Consider the following 17,009-nt stretch of genomic DNA (forward strand, 5'->3'; position numbering starts at 1 on the left):
AGCCTGCGATAAGGCCGCCATAGGCATGCCGCGTGCTGCGCCGGAGCCTGTCTTGCCATTCACAGGAGCGCGAATATGGCCCATCCGCAGAACGAACCGTCCGACAAGCAGGCCGACGACCGGGCGCGTGAAAACCAGCGCAGCCACGGCGATGCACAGCACCGTACCAAGAAAGACGGCCACACCAGCCAGATCGGCACCGGCTCCGATCAGCACAGCAGCCGCCAGCAGGGTCCCGGCGCGCGCCGGCACGACTGACCCGCCGCGACGACGGCATGGCGGCCAACTGCACTGCAATAGCTGCCCCCTTACTGATCCTGTACACACGCTGCCGATGCCGGTAACCTGCCGCAGTCTCCACAGCAGCAGCCCGGCGATGCGCACGGGGGGGAAGCGAACATGTTAGGCCTGGATGCCTTGACTCTTGCCCGGATACAGTTCGGGTTCACGATCTCGTTCCACATTATCTTCCCCGCCATCACGATCGGCCTCGCCAGCTACCTGGCGGTACTGGAAGGCCTGTGGCTGGCCACGCGCAAGACCCTATACCGCGATCTGTACCAATTCTGGCTGAAGATCTTCGCCGTCAACTTCGGCATGGGCGTGGTATCCGGGCTGGTCATGGCCTATCAGTTCGGCACCAACTGGAGCCACTTCTCCACCTTCGCGGGCGGCATTACCGGTCCCCTGCTGGCCTATGAGGTACTGACGGCATTCTTCCTGGAAGCGGGATTCCTGGGTGTGATGCTGTTCGGCTGGACCCGCGTGGGTCCGGGCCTGCATATGCTCTCCACCGTCATGGTGGCCATCGGCACGCTGATTTCGGCGACCTGGATACTGGCGTCCAACAGCTGGATGCAGACGCCGCAGGGCTATGAAATCGTCGGCGGCCGGGCAGTGCCCGTGGACTGGATACAGGTCATCTTCAACCCATCCTTCCCCTACCGGTTGGGGCATATGGTCGTCGCGGCCTACCTGAGTACCGCCCTGATGGTGGGGGCGGCCGCCGCCTGGCACCTGCTGCGCGGCAGGGACACTCCCGCCACCCGCAAAATGCTGTCCATGGCCATGTGGATGGCCTTGCTGGTCGCGCCCGTCCAGGCGTTCATCGGCGATATGCATGGCCTGAACACCCTCCAGCACCAGCCCGCCAAGATCGCCGCGATCGAGGGACATTGGGAACAGCCCGCCCCCGGTGCCGGCGCGCCGCTGCTGCTGTTCGGCATCCCCGACATGGCGGCCGGCGAGACCCGCTACAAGCTGGAGGTCCCGCACCTGGGCAGCCTGATCCTGACCCACACATGGGACGGCAAGGTGCCCAGCCTGAACGAATTCGCGGCGCGGGACAGGCCCAACGCGACCATTGTGTTCTGGACGTTCCGCGCCATGGTCGGACTGGGCTTGCTGATGATCCTGCTGGGCCTGTGGGGACTGTGGCTGCGCCGGGGCCGACGCCTGTACGCCCATCGCGGATTCCTGCGCTTCGCGCTGGCCATGGGGCCGGCGGGCCTGGTCGCCATACTGGCAGGCTGGATGACGACGGAGATCGGCCGGCAACCCTGGATCGTCTATGGCGTGATGCGTACCGCGGACGCCGTATCGCCCCACGGCGCCGGCCAGTTGGGCTTCACGCTGGCGCTGTTCGTCGTGGTGTATTTCCTGGTGTTCGGGGCCGGGGTGGCCTACATCCTGAAGCTGATCCGGCAGGGCCCGACGCCCGGCGAGGCCGCTACTTCGCCCCCGGAGGGCGGACCCGGCCAGGAGCACCATGCGATGCGCCCGCTGTCCGCGGCGCCTGACGAAAAGCGCTTGCCGGCCGCCACGCCGGTGTCGGGGAGCTGACCATGGGTATCGATCTTCCGCTGATCTGGGCCATCATCATCCTGTTCGCGGTCATGATGTACGTCATCATGGACGGCTTCGACCTGGGCATCGGGATCCTGTTCCCCTTCTTTCCCGGCAAGGAAGACCGCGACACCATGATGAATACCGTGGCGCCGGTCTGGGACGGCAACGAAACATGGCTGGTGCTCGGCGGCGCGGGCCTGCTGGCGGCGTTCCCGCTGGCGTACGGCGTGGTGTTGAGCGCCCTTTACCTGCCCATCATCCTGATGCTGGTGGGCCTGGTGTTCCGCGGGGTGGCCTTCGAGTTCCGCTTCAAGGCCAGCGATGCGCGCCGCCACTGGTGGGATAAGGCTTTCATCTGCGGATCCATACTGGCGACATTCTTCCAGGGCGTGACGCTGGGGGCGTATATCGGCGGCTTGCGCGTGGTCGACGGTGCCTATGCCGGGCAGCCCTTCGACTGGCTCAAGCCATTCAGCCTATTCACCGGTTTCGCGTTGCTGGGCGCTTATGCGCTGCTCGGCAGCACCTGGCTGGTCATGAAAACGGAAGGCGAGCTGCTGGGCCGCGCCCGCGCCGTCGCGATGGGTTCGGCATGGGCAGTCCTGGCGGCGATCGTCGCCATCAGCATCTGGACACCGCTGCTCGACGCGGACATCGCGCGGCGCTGGTTCAGCGTGCCCAATATTTTCTATTTCGCGCCGGTGCCGCTGCTCGTGCTGCTGTTCCTGGCCATGCTGATCCGGACCGTGCGGCGCGACGCCCACGCGGCGCCGTTCGTTTGCGCCCTGGGACTGGTATTCCTGGGCTATACGGGCCTGGGCATCAGCGTATGGCCCAACGTCATCCCACCCAGCGTGTCGATATGGGATGCGGCCGCGCCGCCCCAAAGCATGGGCTTCGCGCTGGTCGGTGCGTTGCTGATCGTGCCCATCATCCTGATGTACACGGCCTGGGGCTATTACGTCTTCCGGGGCAAGGTCCGGCAGGGCGAAGGCTATCACTGAGGCGGCAGCGCCGCGCGACACATGCGGATGTGGAAACGACTTGCCTGGTTGATGATGATCTGGACCGCCAGCGTCGCAGTGATGGGCGGCATCGCGCTCGTCGTGCGCTGGCTCATGTCGGCCGCCGGGCTGACGCTGCATTAGCGTATGCGTCCGGGCGGCGCGCTTGCCGCCCGCCGCGCATCGCGCGGCGAAGGCGCCGGGCAGCCTCAGGAAGGCGACATCGCCTTGGCGAAATCGCTCTGCACGTAGTGCTCCATGATTTCGCGCCCGGTGGCCAGCCACACGCCTTCGTGCCGGCAGATGTATTCCAGCGCCGCATCCAGCGCGCCGATGCGGTGCGGCAGGCCGGTAACGAAGGGATGCACCGCGATCGCCATCACGCGACCCGATGTCGCACCCTCGCGATACAGCACATCGAACTGACGCTTGATCATGGCTTCGAATTCGGGCACCGAGACCTTCATGTCGTAGTAGGCCGGCACATCGTTGGTTTGCACGCTATACGGAACGGACACCATGCGGGGCGAGCCGACTTCCATGGTGTAAGGCTGGTCGTCGTTCACCCAGTCGCAGACGTAGCGAATGCCGGCCTCGGACAGGTATTCCAGCGTATTCCAGGTTTCGGACAGCCCCGGTGCCAGCCACCCCACGGGGCGCGTACCGGAGGCCTTTTCGATGCGATCGATCATGTCGAAAATCAGCTGGCGCTCCTGGTCGGGGGGAATCTCGTCCAGGCGAACGGCGTTGGTGATGCCATGGCCCAGGAATTCCCAACCCCGGCGCACCGCCTCGGCAATGACTTCCGGGTGCTGGTCGCACATCTCGCTGTTCAACGCGGCGCTGGCGCGGATACCGTAACGGCTGAGGGTATCCATCAGCCGCCACACGCCGACACGGTTGCCATAGTCGCGCAGGGACCAGTTGCGCACATTGGGTACTTTCGCGGTGTCGCGCGGCACGCGCTCGTTAAGCCGCCCCGGCATGATGTCGTCCAGGCCGAAGAATTCGACATTGGGATTCACCCACAACGCCACTCGCGCGTTGTTCGGCAGGACAAAGCGCGGACGCGCGGGCAAGGGAATATACGGGAACGGGCCATAACGGCGGGGCTGCATGGACTTTCCTTGGCGAGATTGAAACGTTACTGCTGACGGGGCCGGCGGGCATGGCCCTCCGGCCGGCCCCGTGTTGCCGCGCAGACTACTCGGCTTTAATGCCGCCGGCCTTGATGACCTGCTGCCACTTCCGGGTCTCGGCCTTCAGCATTGCGGCGAACTGTTCCGGCGTGTCCTTGACAACGTCCTGGCCCATGCCGGCGAAGGTCTTTTGCACATCCGGCCGATCCAGCACCTTTTGCAAGGCCGCGTTGATCTTGTCGATGATCGGGACCGGCGTACCGGCCGGCGCCACCAGGCCATTCCAGGTGGTCGCGGTATAGCCCTTCAAGCCCGCTTCTATCATCGTGGGTACGCCGGGCAGCGCCGCCGACCGCGTCTGGCCGGTCACCGCCAGGGCGCGCAGCTTGCCGGCCTTGATTTGCGGCGTCGCCAAAGGCAGCACGCTGAACATCAGCTGCACCTGGCCGCCGATCAGGTCGTTGATCGCGGCCGGTCCGCCGCGATACGGCACATGGGTCATCTTGACGCCCGCATCACGCTCGAACAACGCCCCCGCCAGGTGCAAAGAGGTGCCGATTCCGGAGGACGCATAGTTCAGTTCGCCGGGATGGCTTTTCGCGTACGCGATCAGGTCGGCGACGGAATGGACCGGCAGCGACGGATTCACGACAAGTACGTTCGGCACGCTGCTGACCATGCCGACGGCGGTGAAGTCCTTGGCGGGGTCGAAGGGCAGGTTTTCATAGAGGCTGGCATTGGTCGCCAGGCCGGGGGCCGCCATCAGCAGCGTATAGCCGTCCGGCGCCGCCTTGGCCACAGCGTCCATGCCCAGATTGCCGCCCGCGCCGGGCCGGTTATCGACGAATACAGGCTGGCCCAGCTCCTCGGCCAGCCCGGGGGTGACCGTGCGCAGGACGACATCGGCCCCGCCGCCCGCCGGGAAGCCAAGCACTATCCTGATGGGCCGGTCCGGGTATGCACTGGCCGCGGCACTGCATACCGCCAGGCAGAGGCCGACGACAAGGTGGCGCACTTTCATGACTTCTCCTGTTAACTACCGGAAGACCCCGCCAAAGGCGCGGGCGGCTCCCAGAAAAATTCCGCGGAGTACTGGTAACGGTCTTCGCGAAAGAAATTGTCCGTCCAACGGATGGGACGTCCGTCCTGGAGATACGTGGACGCCTGGACGTGCATCACCGGGTCGCCCAGGCCGATGCGCAACAGGTCGGCAATGTGGGGCTCGGCGCGCGCGACGCTGATGGTGTGGGCGCTTTTCGCGACCTTCAGGTCGAAGTCGTTCCACATGATGTCGTGCAGGCTGCGATGCGGAAATTGAGCGATCGCGCCCTGCATAATGGCCGGCAAATAGCTCTCGACGACCGAAAGCGGCTCGTTATCGAGAAAATGGACCCGTACCAGCTTGAATAGCGGCGCGCCTTCTTCCAGGCCGAGAAAAGCCGCAATGGCGCCGCGCGCTGATACCATTTCAGAGGAAATGATGCGCGGATCGCTGGCGAGGGTGGCATGCAGCGGATCGGATAGATTACTAACGTATTTTGAGCGAGCGGATTCCCCGACGCGGCGCGTCCCCACCCCGCGCTGACTACTGAGCAATCCTTCGCGCTTGAGCTGGCTGAGGGCATGGCGGACGGTAGTCCGGCTTACGCCGAACTCCCGGCACAGCGCTTGCTCCGTCGCCAGCTGATTACCCTGGCCCCATTCGCCTGCCTCGATCCTGCGCCGCAGGACCTGCGCGATCTGATGATAGATCGGTACCCCGGCAGATAAAGTGTGCGTCGACATTTGTATTTAGTTTATAACGTTCGGTACAACAAGATGCCGCAAAAATACTCGACGCGCTGCACAAAGCCAAGCCCAGGATTGCGAGGTATTGGAAAACTCGCCAAATCGAGCGTGGCGCATGGTGGCATCCCGATTGTCGACATTTCCTGCTTATTGCGGCGGGACAATCTGAGGGCAATGCAGAGGACGGTGTGCAGCATCCGCACGGCGGCCCGCAATACAGGCCTTTTCTACCTGGCAGGTCACCGCATACCTCATGCGTTGCTACGCCGAGTCTACCTGTGCTCATTAAGCCAGTTCGAATTCTCGCCAGAATTCAAAATTGCCTCGCTCACAGGCGGAGGAGTAAATCGCTACATTGTGGACAGGCGTTCGATTTTTGACGGCGCGCAATACAGGAATCGCGCCGACGGCGACTGGCCTGACGTGATGGAACGCTATTATGGCCGGATTTTTGATTTATGCCGACCGCTGCTGGAAGGCTGTTCGATGGCCTTGGGCGCCCCGGCGGACTTTTTCCAATGCCTATGGCGTCATCCACTGCTGCACGGGAAGCTGATCCAAAATCGCGCCCCCGCGGCGGCAGCAGACAATCGTCCCGCCACCGCGGACCAAGCACACGACGCCATAACCATACTATGGACGGATGAAGTGGACGCCATCCGCGCATACGACCGGGCACCCCGCATGGCGGAAACCATGCCGGAGGACGCGCGGTTCAGCTGCCGTGTCGCGGATATCATGGCTCGCTGGTCCAGCGATCTGCATATTTCCGTCCCGCACCGCCTGTACGACGGTCCCGGCCGGGAGTCCTTTCTCATTCCTGTGCTGTACGGAAAAGAAAACAATATCCCGATTCAGTGCTCCAGCGGCTGTATTTTCACCAAGCCACCGGAACAGTTCGCCCTGGTGGTTTAGGGTTAATTGAGGAATACCTTTACAAGGAATAAACACGGGATTGAAGACGGCTATGCTTGTGCTTTTTTGTACCGTACAGTACAGTCAAGTCTGATCGGTACAACCGACAGTCTTCGCCCCTTCCTTCCCTACGCCATCGAGGTTTCCCATGAGCACGCGCCCGCCGCTTCCCCCCTTCTCCCACGAATCCGCCATCCAGAAAGTCCGCCTTGCCGAGGACGGGTGGAATAGCCGCGACCCGGAGAAGGTTTCCCTGGCATACACGGAGGACACCGCCTGGCGGAACCGTGCGGAATTCGCCCACGGGCGCGCCCAGGTGGTGGAGTTCCTGACCCGCAAGTGGCGCAAGGAACTGGATTACCGGCTGATCAAGGAATTGTGGGCGCACGACGGCAACCGTATCGCCGTACGCTACGCTTACGAGTGGCACGACGATTCGGGCAACTGGTTCCGCTCCTATGGCAACGAAAATTGGGAATTCGACGACGCGGGGTTGATGCGCCATCGCCACGCGTCGATCAACGATGTGCCCATCAAGGAAACGGAACGCAAATTCCACTGGCCCCTGGGACCGCGCCCGACGGATCACCCCGGACTGAGCGACCTCGGGCTGTAGACGAAGATTCAACCAGGGCGCCCGCAAGGATGCGCCCGTAACGCGAGCAGATATGCCAAGAACCGTCGCGGAGCGGCAGGACGTGATTCCAGTCCTGGTCGAGGTATTCCGGCGCTATGGATACGAAGGGACCAGCCTGAGCCGCATCACCGAAAGCACCGGCCTTGGCAAGGGCAGCCTCTATCACTTCTTTCCCGGCGGCAAGGACGAAATGGCCGCGGCGGTACTGGGGCATATCGATGACTGGTTCCAGCGCAGTATCTACGCGCCATTACGGGAAGCGCCGTCCGCGCGCGACGGTATCGCCGCCATGTTCGACAAGGTGTCGGCCTATTTCCTCTCCGGGCGCAAAGCCTGCCTGGTGGGCGTGTTTGCGTTGGGCAACGAGCGGGATCGGTTCTCGCAGGCGGTCTCGTCCTATTTCCGCGCGTGGGCGGGTGCCGTGACGGCTGTGCTCGAAAAGGGCGGACTGCCGCCGGCGCCGGCGCGCGAACTGGCCGAAGAAATCGTGGGCGGCATCCAAGGGGCCCTGGTCCTGGCACGCGCCTGGAACGACCCCCAGGTCTATTGCCGCATGGCGGGCGGGCTGCGCGAACGCGTCCTGCGCACGCTGCCGGAACCGGCAGCACCGCCACGCTGAACGCCCTCTATTCGCCAAACAGATTGCGCTGGATCTGGTCCAGGTGCTCCACCATCAAGCTGGCAGCCTGTGCGGCGTCGCGATCGCGCAGGGCGTTGACCATGGCACGATGCTGGCGCTCGTACTGCGCGCGGCGCGCGGGCGTCAGGGAATTGCGCTTGAGCCTGCCCCATTCACCCTGCTCGCGGACCTGATTCATCAACTCCAGGATCTGCATGAAAAACGCATTGTGCGTGGCCACCGCGAAAGCCTTGTGCAAGGCGCCATCCCAGTATTCGAACGCTTCGATCGAGCTGGCGGCCTCCGATTGCTCCAGGCAGTTGGCCATCGCGGAAAAATCGGCGGCGGTCGCATTGCGCGCGATCATCCCCGGCAATAGCGGTTCGATCAGGCGGCGCGCCTCCATCAGTTCGGCGGGGCTGACGTTGCCGTCGAAGCGCGGCAAGGCGGGCCCTTGCGCCATTGCATCCGCCTGCTCCGAGACAAAGGTCCCGCTGCCTACGGACTGGACGATCAGACCGCGCTCCCGCAAGTCCGACAGCACGCGGCGCACGGAGCCGCGCGAGGCCCCGAAGCGCACGCTCAGTTCGCGTTCCGGCGGCAGCTTCACCCCGGGGCGCAGCCTGCCGCCGAGAATTTCATCGCGCAGATAGCGCGATAGCGCCTTCGCTCCCGGCGAACGCAGGGATGCACCGGTGTCGGGCGCTTCTGCCTTGGTCTTCGTATCCATACGGCGAGCTTAAAGAAAGAGGACCAATTGGTCAATAATTTTGGATATTGGCTTGCGTCTAGGCCACATTGGTTCTACATTACGCGCTGTTTTGACCAATTGGACTATGGAGTTGCCATGAAATTTGCCCAGCTTTCCTATCAGGGCCAACGCACGATTGCCGTCGTCGACACCGAAAAAGGCCAGTTTTGGCCGGTTTCCGAACTGGCGCCCGGGTTTTCCGGCGATATGGTCCAATTGGTACAGGAATACGAGGCACTGAAGCCCAAACTGACGCCAACCGGCGCCGGCAAGGCCCTGAAGGACGCCAAAGTGCTTGCCCCGATCGACAAGCCGCGCCGCAATATTTTCTGCGTCGGCAAGAACTACCACGAACATGCGGCCGAATTCAGCAAGTCGGGATTCGACAGCAGCGCCAAGGAAGGCGAGCACGCGCCGGAGGCGCCGGTCGTGTTCACCAAGCCCGCCAGCACGGTGATCGGTCCCGACGACAAGATCCCCCCGCATGCGGAAGTGGCCAAGCAGCTGGACTACGAGGTCGAGCTGGCCATCGTGATCGGCAAGCCGGGACGCGGCATCAAAAAGGCCGACGCTTTCAAGCACATCTTCGGCTACACCATTGTCAACGACTTCACCGCGCGCGACCTGCAGAAGCTGCATCGGCAGTGGTTCCTGGGCAAGGCCCTCGACGGTTTCTGCCCGATGGGACCCTACGTCGTCACCAATGACGCGCTGGACGCCACCAATCTGGACGTGAAGTGCTGGGTCAACGGCGAGCTGCGCCAGAACTCCAACACCTCGCTGCTGATTTTCGATATCCCCACCCTGATCGAAACGATCTCGGCGGGCATCGAATTGCAGCCCGGCGACGTGATCGCCACCGGCACGCCGGCCGGCGTGGGTATCGGCTTCAATCCGCCCAGGTTCGTCAAGTCGGGCGACGTGATGCGCATGGAGATCCAGGGCATCGGCGTGCTGCAGAACGCGGTCGCCTGATCGCGCGCGGACACGGCACAAAGCACAGCAAGACGCTATACCTTCCGAGGAGACATCGATGAAGACCTTCCTGCGCGGCCTGGCGGCCGCAAGCCTTGCCGCATGCGCGGCCGTCGGCATGAGCGCGCCGGCGGCGGCCGCGCCCTACCCCGATCACCCCGTGACGATCATCGTGCCGTTCGGCGCGGGTGGATCGGCCGATGTCTACGCCCGGGTACTGGCGCAGCAACTGGGCCAGGAAACCGGTCAATCCTTCGTGGTGGAGAACCGCCCCGGCGCCGGCGCCGTGATCGGTACGCAATACGTCGCGAAAGCGGCGCCCGACGGCTACACGCTGCTGATGATGTCCAATACGCAGACGGTCAACGAAACGCTGCTGCACAACAAGCCGTATGAACTCATGCGCGACTTCACGGCGGTCGCGCCGGTGAACGAAGCGCCGCTGGTACTGGTGGTGCGCGATGGCTTGCCGGTCCACAGCGTGCAGGAGTTGATCAAGGCGGCCAAGGCCAAGCCGGGCCAGCTCAACTACGCATCGTCTGGCACCGGCACGCCGTACCACATGGCCGGCGAACTCTTCAAAAGCCTGACCGGCGTGAATATTGTCCACATCCCCTACAAGAGCAGCGGCGGCGCGCGCACCGACGTGCTCGGCGGCCAGGTCGATATGATGTTCGACGCCGTCAGCACGATGACCGACCTGATTCAGACCAAAAAGGTGCGGGCGCTGGCCACCACGGGCAATACGCGCTCCAGCGTGCTGCCGGAGGTGCCCACCATGGCCGAGGCCGGCGTGCAGGGCTACACGGCCACCCTGTGGCTGGGCCTGCTGGCGCCGAAGAATACGCCCAAGGAAGTGGTCGACTTTCTGAACGAGAAGATCGGCAAGATCGTCAGCGATCCGCAGATCGTGGCGGTATGGGCCAAGAGCGGCGTGACGCCGATGAAAATGACGCCCGCGCAGTTCACCGACTTCCTGAAGGGCGACATCGAAAAGTGGGGCGCGATCGTCAAGTCGGCGAACATCAAGGTGGATTGAGCGTCATGGCAGAGTACGCCGCGATCGCTTTCACCTTGAACGGCCGCCCCGCGCAGCTAAGCGTGGATGGCGAGCGGCGGCTGCTCGATGTGCTGCGCAATGACCTGGACCTGAAAAGCAGCCATTACGGCTGCGGCTCCGGCGAATGCGGTGCCTGCTTCGTGCTGCTGGACGACCGCGCGGTTCCCGCCTGCGATACGCCGATGTGGGCGGTCGCGGGCAAACGCGTGGTGACGTCCGAAGGCCTGGGCACGCCGCGCGACCCCCACCCGCTGCAGGCCGCGTTCATCGCGGAACAGGCCGCGCAATGCGGCTACTGCACATCGGGCATGCTGATCGCGGGTGCCGCGCTGCTGCAGCGTTGTCCGCTGCCCTCCGATGTCCAGATCCGCGAGGGCATGGAACGCAACCTGTGCCGCTGCGGTACGCAGCTGCGCGTCATCAAGGCGATAAGACGCGCGGCCGACGGCAGCGCAGGCGGGCCTGACCGGCGCGATGTGGACGCCGCGGATCACGGCCAGGGAGACGAATCCCGATGACAACGCCCCCTTCCCTGCCGCCCAGCCTGCAGGCCAACGCCAGACTGTCGACCTGGCTGCGCGTGGATCCGTCCGGCCATATCGAAGTCCGCTCCGGGAAAGTAGAGATCGGCCAGGGCATATTGACGGCATTGGCGCAGATCGCCGCCGAGGAGCTGGACGTCGCGTTCGACCGCATCCGCATGGTGCCCGCGGATACGGCGAACAGCCCCGACGAAGCCGTGACCTCGGGCAGCCTGTCCATCCAGCACTCCGGCTCCGCCTTGCGGCACGCCTGCGCGCAGGCGCGCGCGATTCTGCTGGAGACGGCCGCGGCGCGGCATGGCGTCGCCGTCGATACCCTGACCGTGATCGACGGCGCCATTCATTGCGGCGGCGTGCGGCTGGCGGCGTATTGGGAGCTGGCCGACGAGGCGCTGCTTGACCGTGCCGCAAGCCCGCAGATCGCGCCCAGGCGGCGCGATGCCTATCGCATCGTCGGCACCGCGCAAGCGCGTGCCGACATCGCCGAGAAAGTCTTCGGACAGTTCCGCTTTATTCATGACCTGGCGCTGCCAGGCATGGCCCACGGACGCATGGTGCGCCCACCATCGCCCGATGCGGAGCTGCTGGATTGGGACGCGGACAGCGTCTCGGCGTGGGACGGCATCCTGGCGGTGTGCCGCGATGGCTCGCTGGCCGGCGTCGTGGCCGAAACCGAGGCACTGGCCGAACGGGCCGCCGCCGCGCTGGCCAGGTCCGCCCGCTGGCGCGAGCGGGCCACGCTGCCCGACGTCGATGCGCTACCCGCATGGCTCAAGTCGCTGCGCACGGTGGACATGCGGTTGGGCAACGCGCGAGACACCGCCCCCGATCGCGAAAGCGGCACGGGCGCCGCAGCCCACCCTGCGGCGGGGGCCGCGCGCAGGACGTTCCGCGCAGCGTACAGCAAGCCGTTCATCAAGCACGGCTCCATCGGCCCGTCCTGCGCGCTGGCGCTGGCCGGCGAGGACACGCTTCAGGTGTGGAGCCATACGCAAGGCATTTTCAATCTGCGCAAGGACCTGAGCCTGGCGTTCGCATTGCCGGAGACGGCCATTGTCGTTCGCCACGTCCAGGGCGCCGGCTGCTATGGGCACAACGGCGCGGACGACGTCGCCTACGACGCGGCCTGGCTGGCGCGGCGCTGTCCGGGGCGGCCGGTGCGTGTGCAATGGTCTCGCGCCGACGAACTGAACTGGTCGCCGCATGGCCCGGCGATGTCGATCGAACTGCGGGCGGACGTGGACGAGGACGGCCGCATCGTGGCGTGGCGGCATGAGCTATGGAGTCCCGGCCACGGCCTGCGGCCCGGCCGTTCGTCCACGCCGACGCTGCTGGGCTCCTGGTACCTGGAGCGGCCTTTCGAACGACTGCATTCGGTGGATGCGCCACGCGCGGCGGGCGGTGGCGCCGATCGCAACGCCGAACCCATCTATCGATTCGAGACCACGGATGTGCTGTGCCACCGCGTGCTGGATGTTCCCCTGAGGACATCGTCCCTGCGCGCGCTCGGCGCCTATGGCAACGTCTTCGCCATCGAGTCCTTCATGGACGAACTTGCACGCGCGGCGCACGCCGACCCCCTGGCCTACCGCCTGGCACACCTGGCCGATGCGCGAGGCATCGCCGTCCTGCGACAGGCCGCCGCGATGGCGAACTGGGAACCCCGTATCGAGCCGCGCGGCGAAGGCCAGGGCATGGGTATCGGTTTCGCGCGCTACAAGAATACCGGCGCCTACTGCGCCGTGATCGCGGATGTCGACGTGCAGGAGCAGGTACGCGTGCGACGCCTGTGGATCGCCGTGGACGTCGGCCTGGTCATCAACCCCGATGGCGTGCGGCAGCAGATCGAGGGCGGCGCCCTGCAGGCGGTCAGTTGGACCCTGATGGAGGCGGCGCGCTTCGACCGCACCCGTATGCTGGGCGATAACTGGCAGGATTACCCCATGCTGCGATTCTCGCAGGTGCCCGAAGTGGAAGTGGCCATCGTGCAGCATCCCGGCGACGACCCGGTCGGTGCGGGGGAAGGATCGCTCGGCCCCACGGCGGCCGCGATCGGCAACGCCGTCTTCGACGCCCTGGGCGTGCGGGTCCGCGACCTGCCGCTGACCTTCGAACGCATCGCCGCCGCCATGGAAGACGAGCCCTGAAACCAAGATCCGCGCGCGATACCGCGCGGAAGAAAACCCGGAATCAACCAAGGATACGGATGAAACTGAACCTCTTCAGCGGCGGAGCCGCGAAAGCCGTCGTCACCGGCCTGCAAGCCGAGTTCGAACAACGCCACGGCGCCACGCTGCAAGCCAGCTTCGGTGCGGTGGGCACGATGCGCGACCAGTTGCTGGCCGGCGCGGCCTGCGATGTGATCATTCTTTCCGATGCGCTGATCAAAGACCTGGAGAAGCAGGGGCACGTGGTCGCCGGCAGCGCCCGTCCGCTGGGACGGGTCGAAACCGGCGTGGCCGTGCGTACCGGCGAGCCGGCCGTCGCCGTTGACGACGGCGACGCGCTGAAGGCCACGCTGGCCGCGGCGCGCGGGCTGTACGTGCCCCATCTGCAGCAGTCGACCGCCGGGCAGCACATCGCCAACGTGCTGCGCAGGCTGGGACTGGACGGGGCCCTGACGGGCCGCATACACGAGTATCCCAACGGCGCCGTGGCGATGGGCGAACTGGCCAGGACGACAGGCGACGGCATGATCGGCTGCACGCAGGTGACCGAGATCCTGTACACGCCGGGCGTCACGCTGGTGGGGGAACTGCCGAAGGAATATGGCCTGAGCACCGTATACACGGCGGCATGCTGCAGCAAGGCGGCCGATCCGGCGGGCGCCAGGGCCTTCGTCGAGGCGCTGGGCGGCGCGGAGTCCCTGCCGCTGCGCAGGCAGGCCGGATTCGTGGTCTGAACTATCTGTGCAATAGGCGTCGCATGGCCAGGGCCGCGGCGACGCCTATGACCAGCGTGAACATGAAGGCGGCCACCGCCAGGATGGGCGCCTGGTCCATGAAGTCGCCGGTCAGCGTCGCGAACAACACGCCACCGCCATTCAAGACCGCCAGCGCCGCGCATCCGGTAAGGGTGGCCCGGAGACGACTGGCGCGGGCGCATAATGCGCCGCCCAAAATGGCGATGGCCACTACCGTGGCCATTCCCCAGAACAGACTTTCATACGCCATCGCATGGCCGCCTTCGGACGAAAAGCGGCAGTGTAACGGCCAAATTACCCGTTGCGCGAATACTCGGGTTCGCCGTTGTAGCGCACGCCGCGTATGCCCTGGAACAGCTGGCGGCAATTGCGTTCCGCTTCGTCCTGCGACGCGAAGGCCCGGCCACCTGCGAGCGTCCAGCACTTCTCCGGCGCATTGACGCCGATCTTGCGAGTCCACACCTGCACCCGGTATTTGCGGTCCTCGTCGGCGGCCACCGCGCAACGCACACGAAATCCATTGACCGTACGAGTCTCCATGTGAACTCCCTTGAGTGAGCAGCTCGCCGGGATGGCGGCCAGTGAGCGGCATTTTGCCGCGCCAACCGGGACGCCTTTATTGCGGCTTGGAAACCAAAAGCGATAAAGATTTTCTGAGTACGAATGCCATTCGGGCGAAAAAACGTCGGCATACCGCCGCATCCGGGCCGGTCTTTGTAACGGTGTATGAATACGGCGGCGCAGCCTACGGATGAGCACACCTGTTTCACCCCATTTCGCACCTGGGGATACTTCCGGCAATTTGCCACACGAAAAACCACAAAACCCCAAAATTACACATAACGCGCCGGTCGATGTAGCGGATTGTCGCCTTTTGATGGCTTGCACGGCAGGCGCGGCCTCGCGTTTTCCCCGACAATGGGGCCGTCATTTTCCACAGCTGCCATGGCAGCAAAGCGCAGGAACATCATGATCAAACGTTGGATAGTCTCTGGTCTTGGCGCCGCCGCCCTGCTGGCCTCGGGTGTCGCGATGGCTCGTGTGGATGTAGGGATTTCCATCGGCGTTCCGCCGCTGATCGTCGGCGCCCCGGTCTATGCCGCGCCCGCCCCGGTCTATGTGGCCCCGCCGCCCCCGGTCTACGTGGCGCCGCCCCCTGTGGTGGTGGCCCCCCGCCCGGTCTATGTCGCGCCGCGGCCCTACTATTACCCCGGCCCTTACTATGGTCCCCGTTACCATGGCGGCCCGCGCTACTATCACGAGCGCTGGGATGGCCATCACGGCAAGGGCCATCACCACTGATCCCCCGGCGGGAGGCAATTCCCGCCCATAACGGAGCCGCCATCCGGCCCAAAAACAAACCCGCCTCGGCGGGTTTGTTTTTGGGTTGCGGCCAGGCCCCCGAACGGGGCAACGGCAGCGGGCGAGCCGGTTCCCGTGGACTTAGGGACGCAGTACCGATACGCCCCCCATATAGGGCTGCAAGGCCTGGGGGACGAGCACCGTGCCGTCGGCCTGCTGGTAGTTCTCCAGGACGGCAACCATCGTACGGCCCACCGCCAGGCCGGAGCCATTCAAAGTATGGACGTACTCCGGCTTGCCCTGCGCATTGCGGAAACGCCCCTGCATCCGGCGCGCCTGGAAGTTCTCGCAATTCGATACGGATGAGATCTCACGCCAGGTGTTTTGGGCGGGCAGCCAGACTTCCAGATCGAAAGTCTTCGCGGAATTGAAGCCCATGTCGCCCGTGCACAGCAGCATGACGCGATACGGCAGCCCCAGCAGTTGCAGGACACGCTCGGCGTGGCCGACCATCTCGTCCAGGGCCGCATAGGACTTTTCCGGCTGCACAATCTGCACCATTTCAACCTTATCGAATTGGTGCTGGCGGATCATGCCGCGGGTGTCGCGGCCGCCGCTGCCCGCTTCCGAACGGAAGCAGGGCGTATGGGCCGTCAGCTTCAGGGGCAGGTCGCCATCGGCCAGGATGGCGTCGCGGGCGACGCTGGTCAGCGTGACTTCCGACGTGGAAATCAGGTATTGGTCTTCGCGGACGTACGGTTTGCCTGCGTCATCCACGCGGGGGTCGTCGTCGGCGCCCCCCTTGGTCACCCAGAACATGTCGTCCTTGAACTTCGGCAACTGGCCCACGCCGTATAGCGTGGAACTGTTGACGATGTAGGGCGTATAGCATTCCGTATAACCATGCTGGCCGGTGTGCAGATCCAGCATGAATTGCGCCAGCGCCCGATGCAGGCGCGCGATCTGGCCGCGCATGAAGGAAAAGCGCGCGCCCGACAGTTTGGCCGCCGTATCGAAATCCAGGCCCAGGGGCTCTCCGACGGCGACGTGGTCCTTCGCTTCGAAAGGCAAAGGCGGGGGATTGCCGTCCGGGCCGGCCTCGGCGGGAAGCCAGCGGCGGACTTCCACGTTATCGTCGCTGGACGCACCGACCGGCACGCTGGGATGCGGCAGGTTGGGTACCACGCGCAGCAGATCGGTGAGCGATTCCTGCACGTCGGCCAGGTCTTCTTCCAACTGCTTCAGGCGCGCAGGCAGGGCCTGCGATTCGGCCATCACGGCGCTGGCGTCTTCCCCTTTGGCCTTGAGCTGGCCGATCTGCTTGGCCAGGGCATTGCGCCGTGCCTGCAAGGACTCTGTCTCTGTCTGCACGGACTTGCGGCGCGATTCCAGCGCATTGAAGCGTTCCATATCGAATTGGACGCCACGGGTCTTGAGCCGGTCGACGACGGTTTGCAGGTCTTTGCGCAGCAGGGTGGGGTCAAGCATGGTTCTCTGGGGGCGGAG

Annotated in this window: 20 protein-coding genes; 13 read left to right on the forward strand and 7 right to left on the reverse strand. The window is 64.8% G+C overall.

The annotated features are described in order from the left end of the window. Nucleotides 1–75: 75 nt before the first annotated feature. From ACO1P8_RS04650 to ACO1P8_RS04665, 4 genes are all read left to right on the forward strand, one after another. Nucleotides 76–258, forward strand: coding sequence for a hypothetical protein (locus ACO1P8_RS04650; protein WP_486294746.1), 183 nt, complete (start codon nucleotides 76–78; stop codon nucleotides 256–258). 141 nt (nucleotides 259–399) lie between these two features. Next, nucleotides 400–1,842, forward strand: a complete 1,443-nt coding sequence (locus ACO1P8_RS04655) for a cytochrome ubiquinol oxidase subunit I (protein WP_486294747.1) — start codon at nucleotides 400–402, stop codon at nucleotides 1,840–1,842. A 2-nt stretch (nucleotides 1,843–1,844) separates the two neighbouring features. Continuing rightward, on the forward strand, nucleotides 1,845–2,852 hold the full coding sequence (gene cydB / locus ACO1P8_RS04660) for a cytochrome d ubiquinol oxidase subunit II (RefSeq protein WP_486294748.1): 1,008 nt from the start codon (nucleotides 1,845–1,847) through the stop codon (nucleotides 2,850–2,852). Between the two features lie 27 nt (nucleotides 2,853–2,879). Next, nucleotides 2,880–2,996 (forward strand): DUF2474 domain-containing protein, encoded by a 117-nt coding sequence (locus ACO1P8_RS04665; protein ID WP_486294749.1) that lies wholly within the window; start codon nucleotides 2,880–2,882, stop codon nucleotides 2,994–2,996. 65 nt (nucleotides 2,997–3,061) lie between these two features. On the opposite strand, the gene ACO1P8_RS04670 is transcribed toward ACO1P8_RS04665, so the two are convergent. From ACO1P8_RS04670 to ACO1P8_RS04680, 3 genes are all read right to left on the reverse strand, one after another. Then, nucleotides 3,062–3,970: a polysaccharide deacetylase family protein gene (locus tag ACO1P8_RS04670; RefSeq protein ID WP_094843328.1), complete on the reverse strand. Its 909-nt coding sequence runs from the start codon at nucleotides 3,968–3,970 to the stop codon at nucleotides 3,062–3,064. A gap of 85 nt (nucleotides 3,971–4,055) precedes the next feature. Then, a complete protein-coding gene (locus ACO1P8_RS04675) occupies nucleotides 4,056–5,012 on the reverse strand; it encodes a tripartite tricarboxylate transporter substrate binding protein (protein ID WP_486294750.1) in 957 nt (318 codons plus the stop codon). 11 nt (nucleotides 5,013–5,023) lie between these two features. Next, nucleotides 5,024–5,776 carry a GntR family transcriptional regulator gene (locus ACO1P8_RS04680; RefSeq protein ID WP_486294751.1) on the reverse strand — a complete coding sequence of 251 codons (753 nt, stop codon included), beginning with the start codon at nucleotides 5,774–5,776 and terminating at the stop codon, nucleotides 5,024–5,026. Nucleotides 5,777–5,809: 33 nt separating this feature from the next. Between ACO1P8_RS04680 and ACO1P8_RS04685 the strand changes: the two genes are divergently transcribed. The 3 genes from ACO1P8_RS04685 to ACO1P8_RS04695 all read left to right on the forward strand — a co-directional run bounded on the left by ACO1P8_RS04685 (nucleotide 5,810) and on the right by ACO1P8_RS04695 (nucleotide 7,950). After that, the gene (locus tag ACO1P8_RS04685; RefSeq protein WP_486294752.1) at nucleotides 5,810–6,694 is read left to right on the forward strand and encodes a 2-oxoglutarate and iron-dependent oxygenase domain-containing protein; all 885 of its coding nucleotides are present in this window, start codon (nucleotides 5,810–5,812) and stop codon (nucleotides 6,692–6,694) included. A gap of 148 nt (nucleotides 6,695–6,842) precedes the next feature. Then, the gene (locus ACO1P8_RS04690) at nucleotides 6,843–7,310 is read left to right on the forward strand and encodes a nuclear transport factor 2 family protein (protein ID WP_486294753.1); all 468 of its coding nucleotides are present in this window, start codon (nucleotides 6,843–6,845) and stop codon (nucleotides 7,308–7,310) included. A 52-nt stretch (nucleotides 7,311–7,362) separates the two neighbouring features. Continuing rightward, nucleotides 7,363–7,950, forward strand: coding sequence for a TetR/AcrR family transcriptional regulator (locus tag ACO1P8_RS04695; protein ID WP_486294754.1), 588 nt, complete (start codon nucleotides 7,363–7,365; stop codon nucleotides 7,948–7,950). A 7-nt stretch (nucleotides 7,951–7,957) separates the two neighbouring features. Here ACO1P8_RS04695 and ACO1P8_RS04700 read toward each other — a convergent pair whose 3' ends face one another. After that, nucleotides 7,958–8,680 (reverse strand): FadR/GntR family transcriptional regulator, encoded by a 723-nt coding sequence (locus ACO1P8_RS04700; protein WP_486294755.1) that lies wholly within the window; start codon nucleotides 8,678–8,680, stop codon nucleotides 7,958–7,960. A gap of 117 nt (nucleotides 8,681–8,797) precedes the next feature. On the opposite strand from ACO1P8_RS04700, the gene ACO1P8_RS04705 reads away from it, so the two are divergent. From ACO1P8_RS04705 to ACO1P8_RS04725, 5 genes are read left to right on the forward strand one after another with little or no spacing between them, the layout of a single operon-like run. After that, nucleotides 8,798–9,676 (forward strand): fumarylacetoacetate hydrolase family protein, encoded by an 879-nt coding sequence (locus ACO1P8_RS04705; protein ID WP_486294756.1) that lies wholly within the window; start codon nucleotides 8,798–8,800, stop codon nucleotides 9,674–9,676. Nucleotides 9,677–9,734: 58 nt separating this feature from the next. Next, nucleotides 9,735–10,715 carry a Bug family tripartite tricarboxylate transporter substrate binding protein gene (locus ACO1P8_RS04710; protein ID WP_486294757.1) on the forward strand — a complete coding sequence of 327 codons (981 nt, stop codon included), beginning with the start codon at nucleotides 9,735–9,737 and terminating at the stop codon, nucleotides 10,713–10,715. Between the two features lie 5 nt (nucleotides 10,716–10,720). Next, the gene (locus tag ACO1P8_RS04715; protein WP_486294758.1) at nucleotides 10,721–11,254 is read left to right on the forward strand and encodes a (2Fe-2S)-binding protein; all 534 of its coding nucleotides are present in this window, start codon (nucleotides 10,721–10,723) and stop codon (nucleotides 11,252–11,254) included. Further along, a complete protein-coding gene (locus ACO1P8_RS04720) occupies nucleotides 11,251–13,425 on the forward strand; it encodes a xanthine dehydrogenase family protein molybdopterin-binding subunit (RefSeq protein WP_486294759.1) in 2,175 nt (724 codons plus the stop codon). Before ACO1P8_RS04715 ends, ACO1P8_RS04720 begins: the two co-directional genes overlap by 4 nt. A 59-nt stretch (nucleotides 13,426–13,484) precedes the next feature. Next, nucleotides 13,485–14,180, forward strand: a complete 696-nt coding sequence (locus tag ACO1P8_RS04725) for a molybdate ABC transporter substrate-binding protein (RefSeq protein ID WP_486294760.1) — start codon at nucleotides 13,485–13,487, stop codon at nucleotides 14,178–14,180. A gap of 1 nt (nucleotide 14,181) precedes the next feature. Here the strand turns inward: ACO1P8_RS04725 and ACO1P8_RS04730 are convergent, their stop codons facing one another. Together ACO1P8_RS04730 and ACO1P8_RS04735 are read right to left on the reverse strand one after the other, a co-directional pair. Further along, a complete protein-coding gene (locus ACO1P8_RS04730) occupies nucleotides 14,182–14,451 on the reverse strand; it encodes a hypothetical protein (protein ID WP_486294761.1) in 270 nt (89 codons plus the stop codon). A 44-nt stretch (nucleotides 14,452–14,495) separates the two neighbouring features. Further along, nucleotides 14,496–14,741: a hypothetical protein gene (locus ACO1P8_RS04735; RefSeq protein ID WP_094843341.1), complete on the reverse strand. Its 246-nt coding sequence runs from the start codon at nucleotides 14,739–14,741 to the stop codon at nucleotides 14,496–14,498. A gap of 432 nt (nucleotides 14,742–15,173) precedes the next feature. Between ACO1P8_RS04735 and ACO1P8_RS04740 the strand changes: the two genes are divergently transcribed. Continuing rightward, a complete protein-coding gene (locus ACO1P8_RS04740; protein WP_486294909.1) occupies nucleotides 15,174–15,503 on the forward strand; it encodes a virulence factor in 330 nt (109 codons plus the stop codon). A 141-nt stretch (nucleotides 15,504–15,644) separates the two neighbouring features. On the opposite strand, the gene serS is transcribed toward ACO1P8_RS04740, so the two are convergent. Continuing rightward, on the reverse strand, nucleotides 15,645–16,991 hold the full coding sequence (gene serS / locus ACO1P8_RS04745; protein WP_486294762.1) for a serine--tRNA ligase: 1,347 nt from the start codon (nucleotides 16,989–16,991) through the stop codon (nucleotides 15,645–15,647). Nucleotides 16,992–17,009: the final 18 nt, after the last annotated feature.

It is taken from the genome of Bordetella sp. (genome assembly GCF_057362025.1).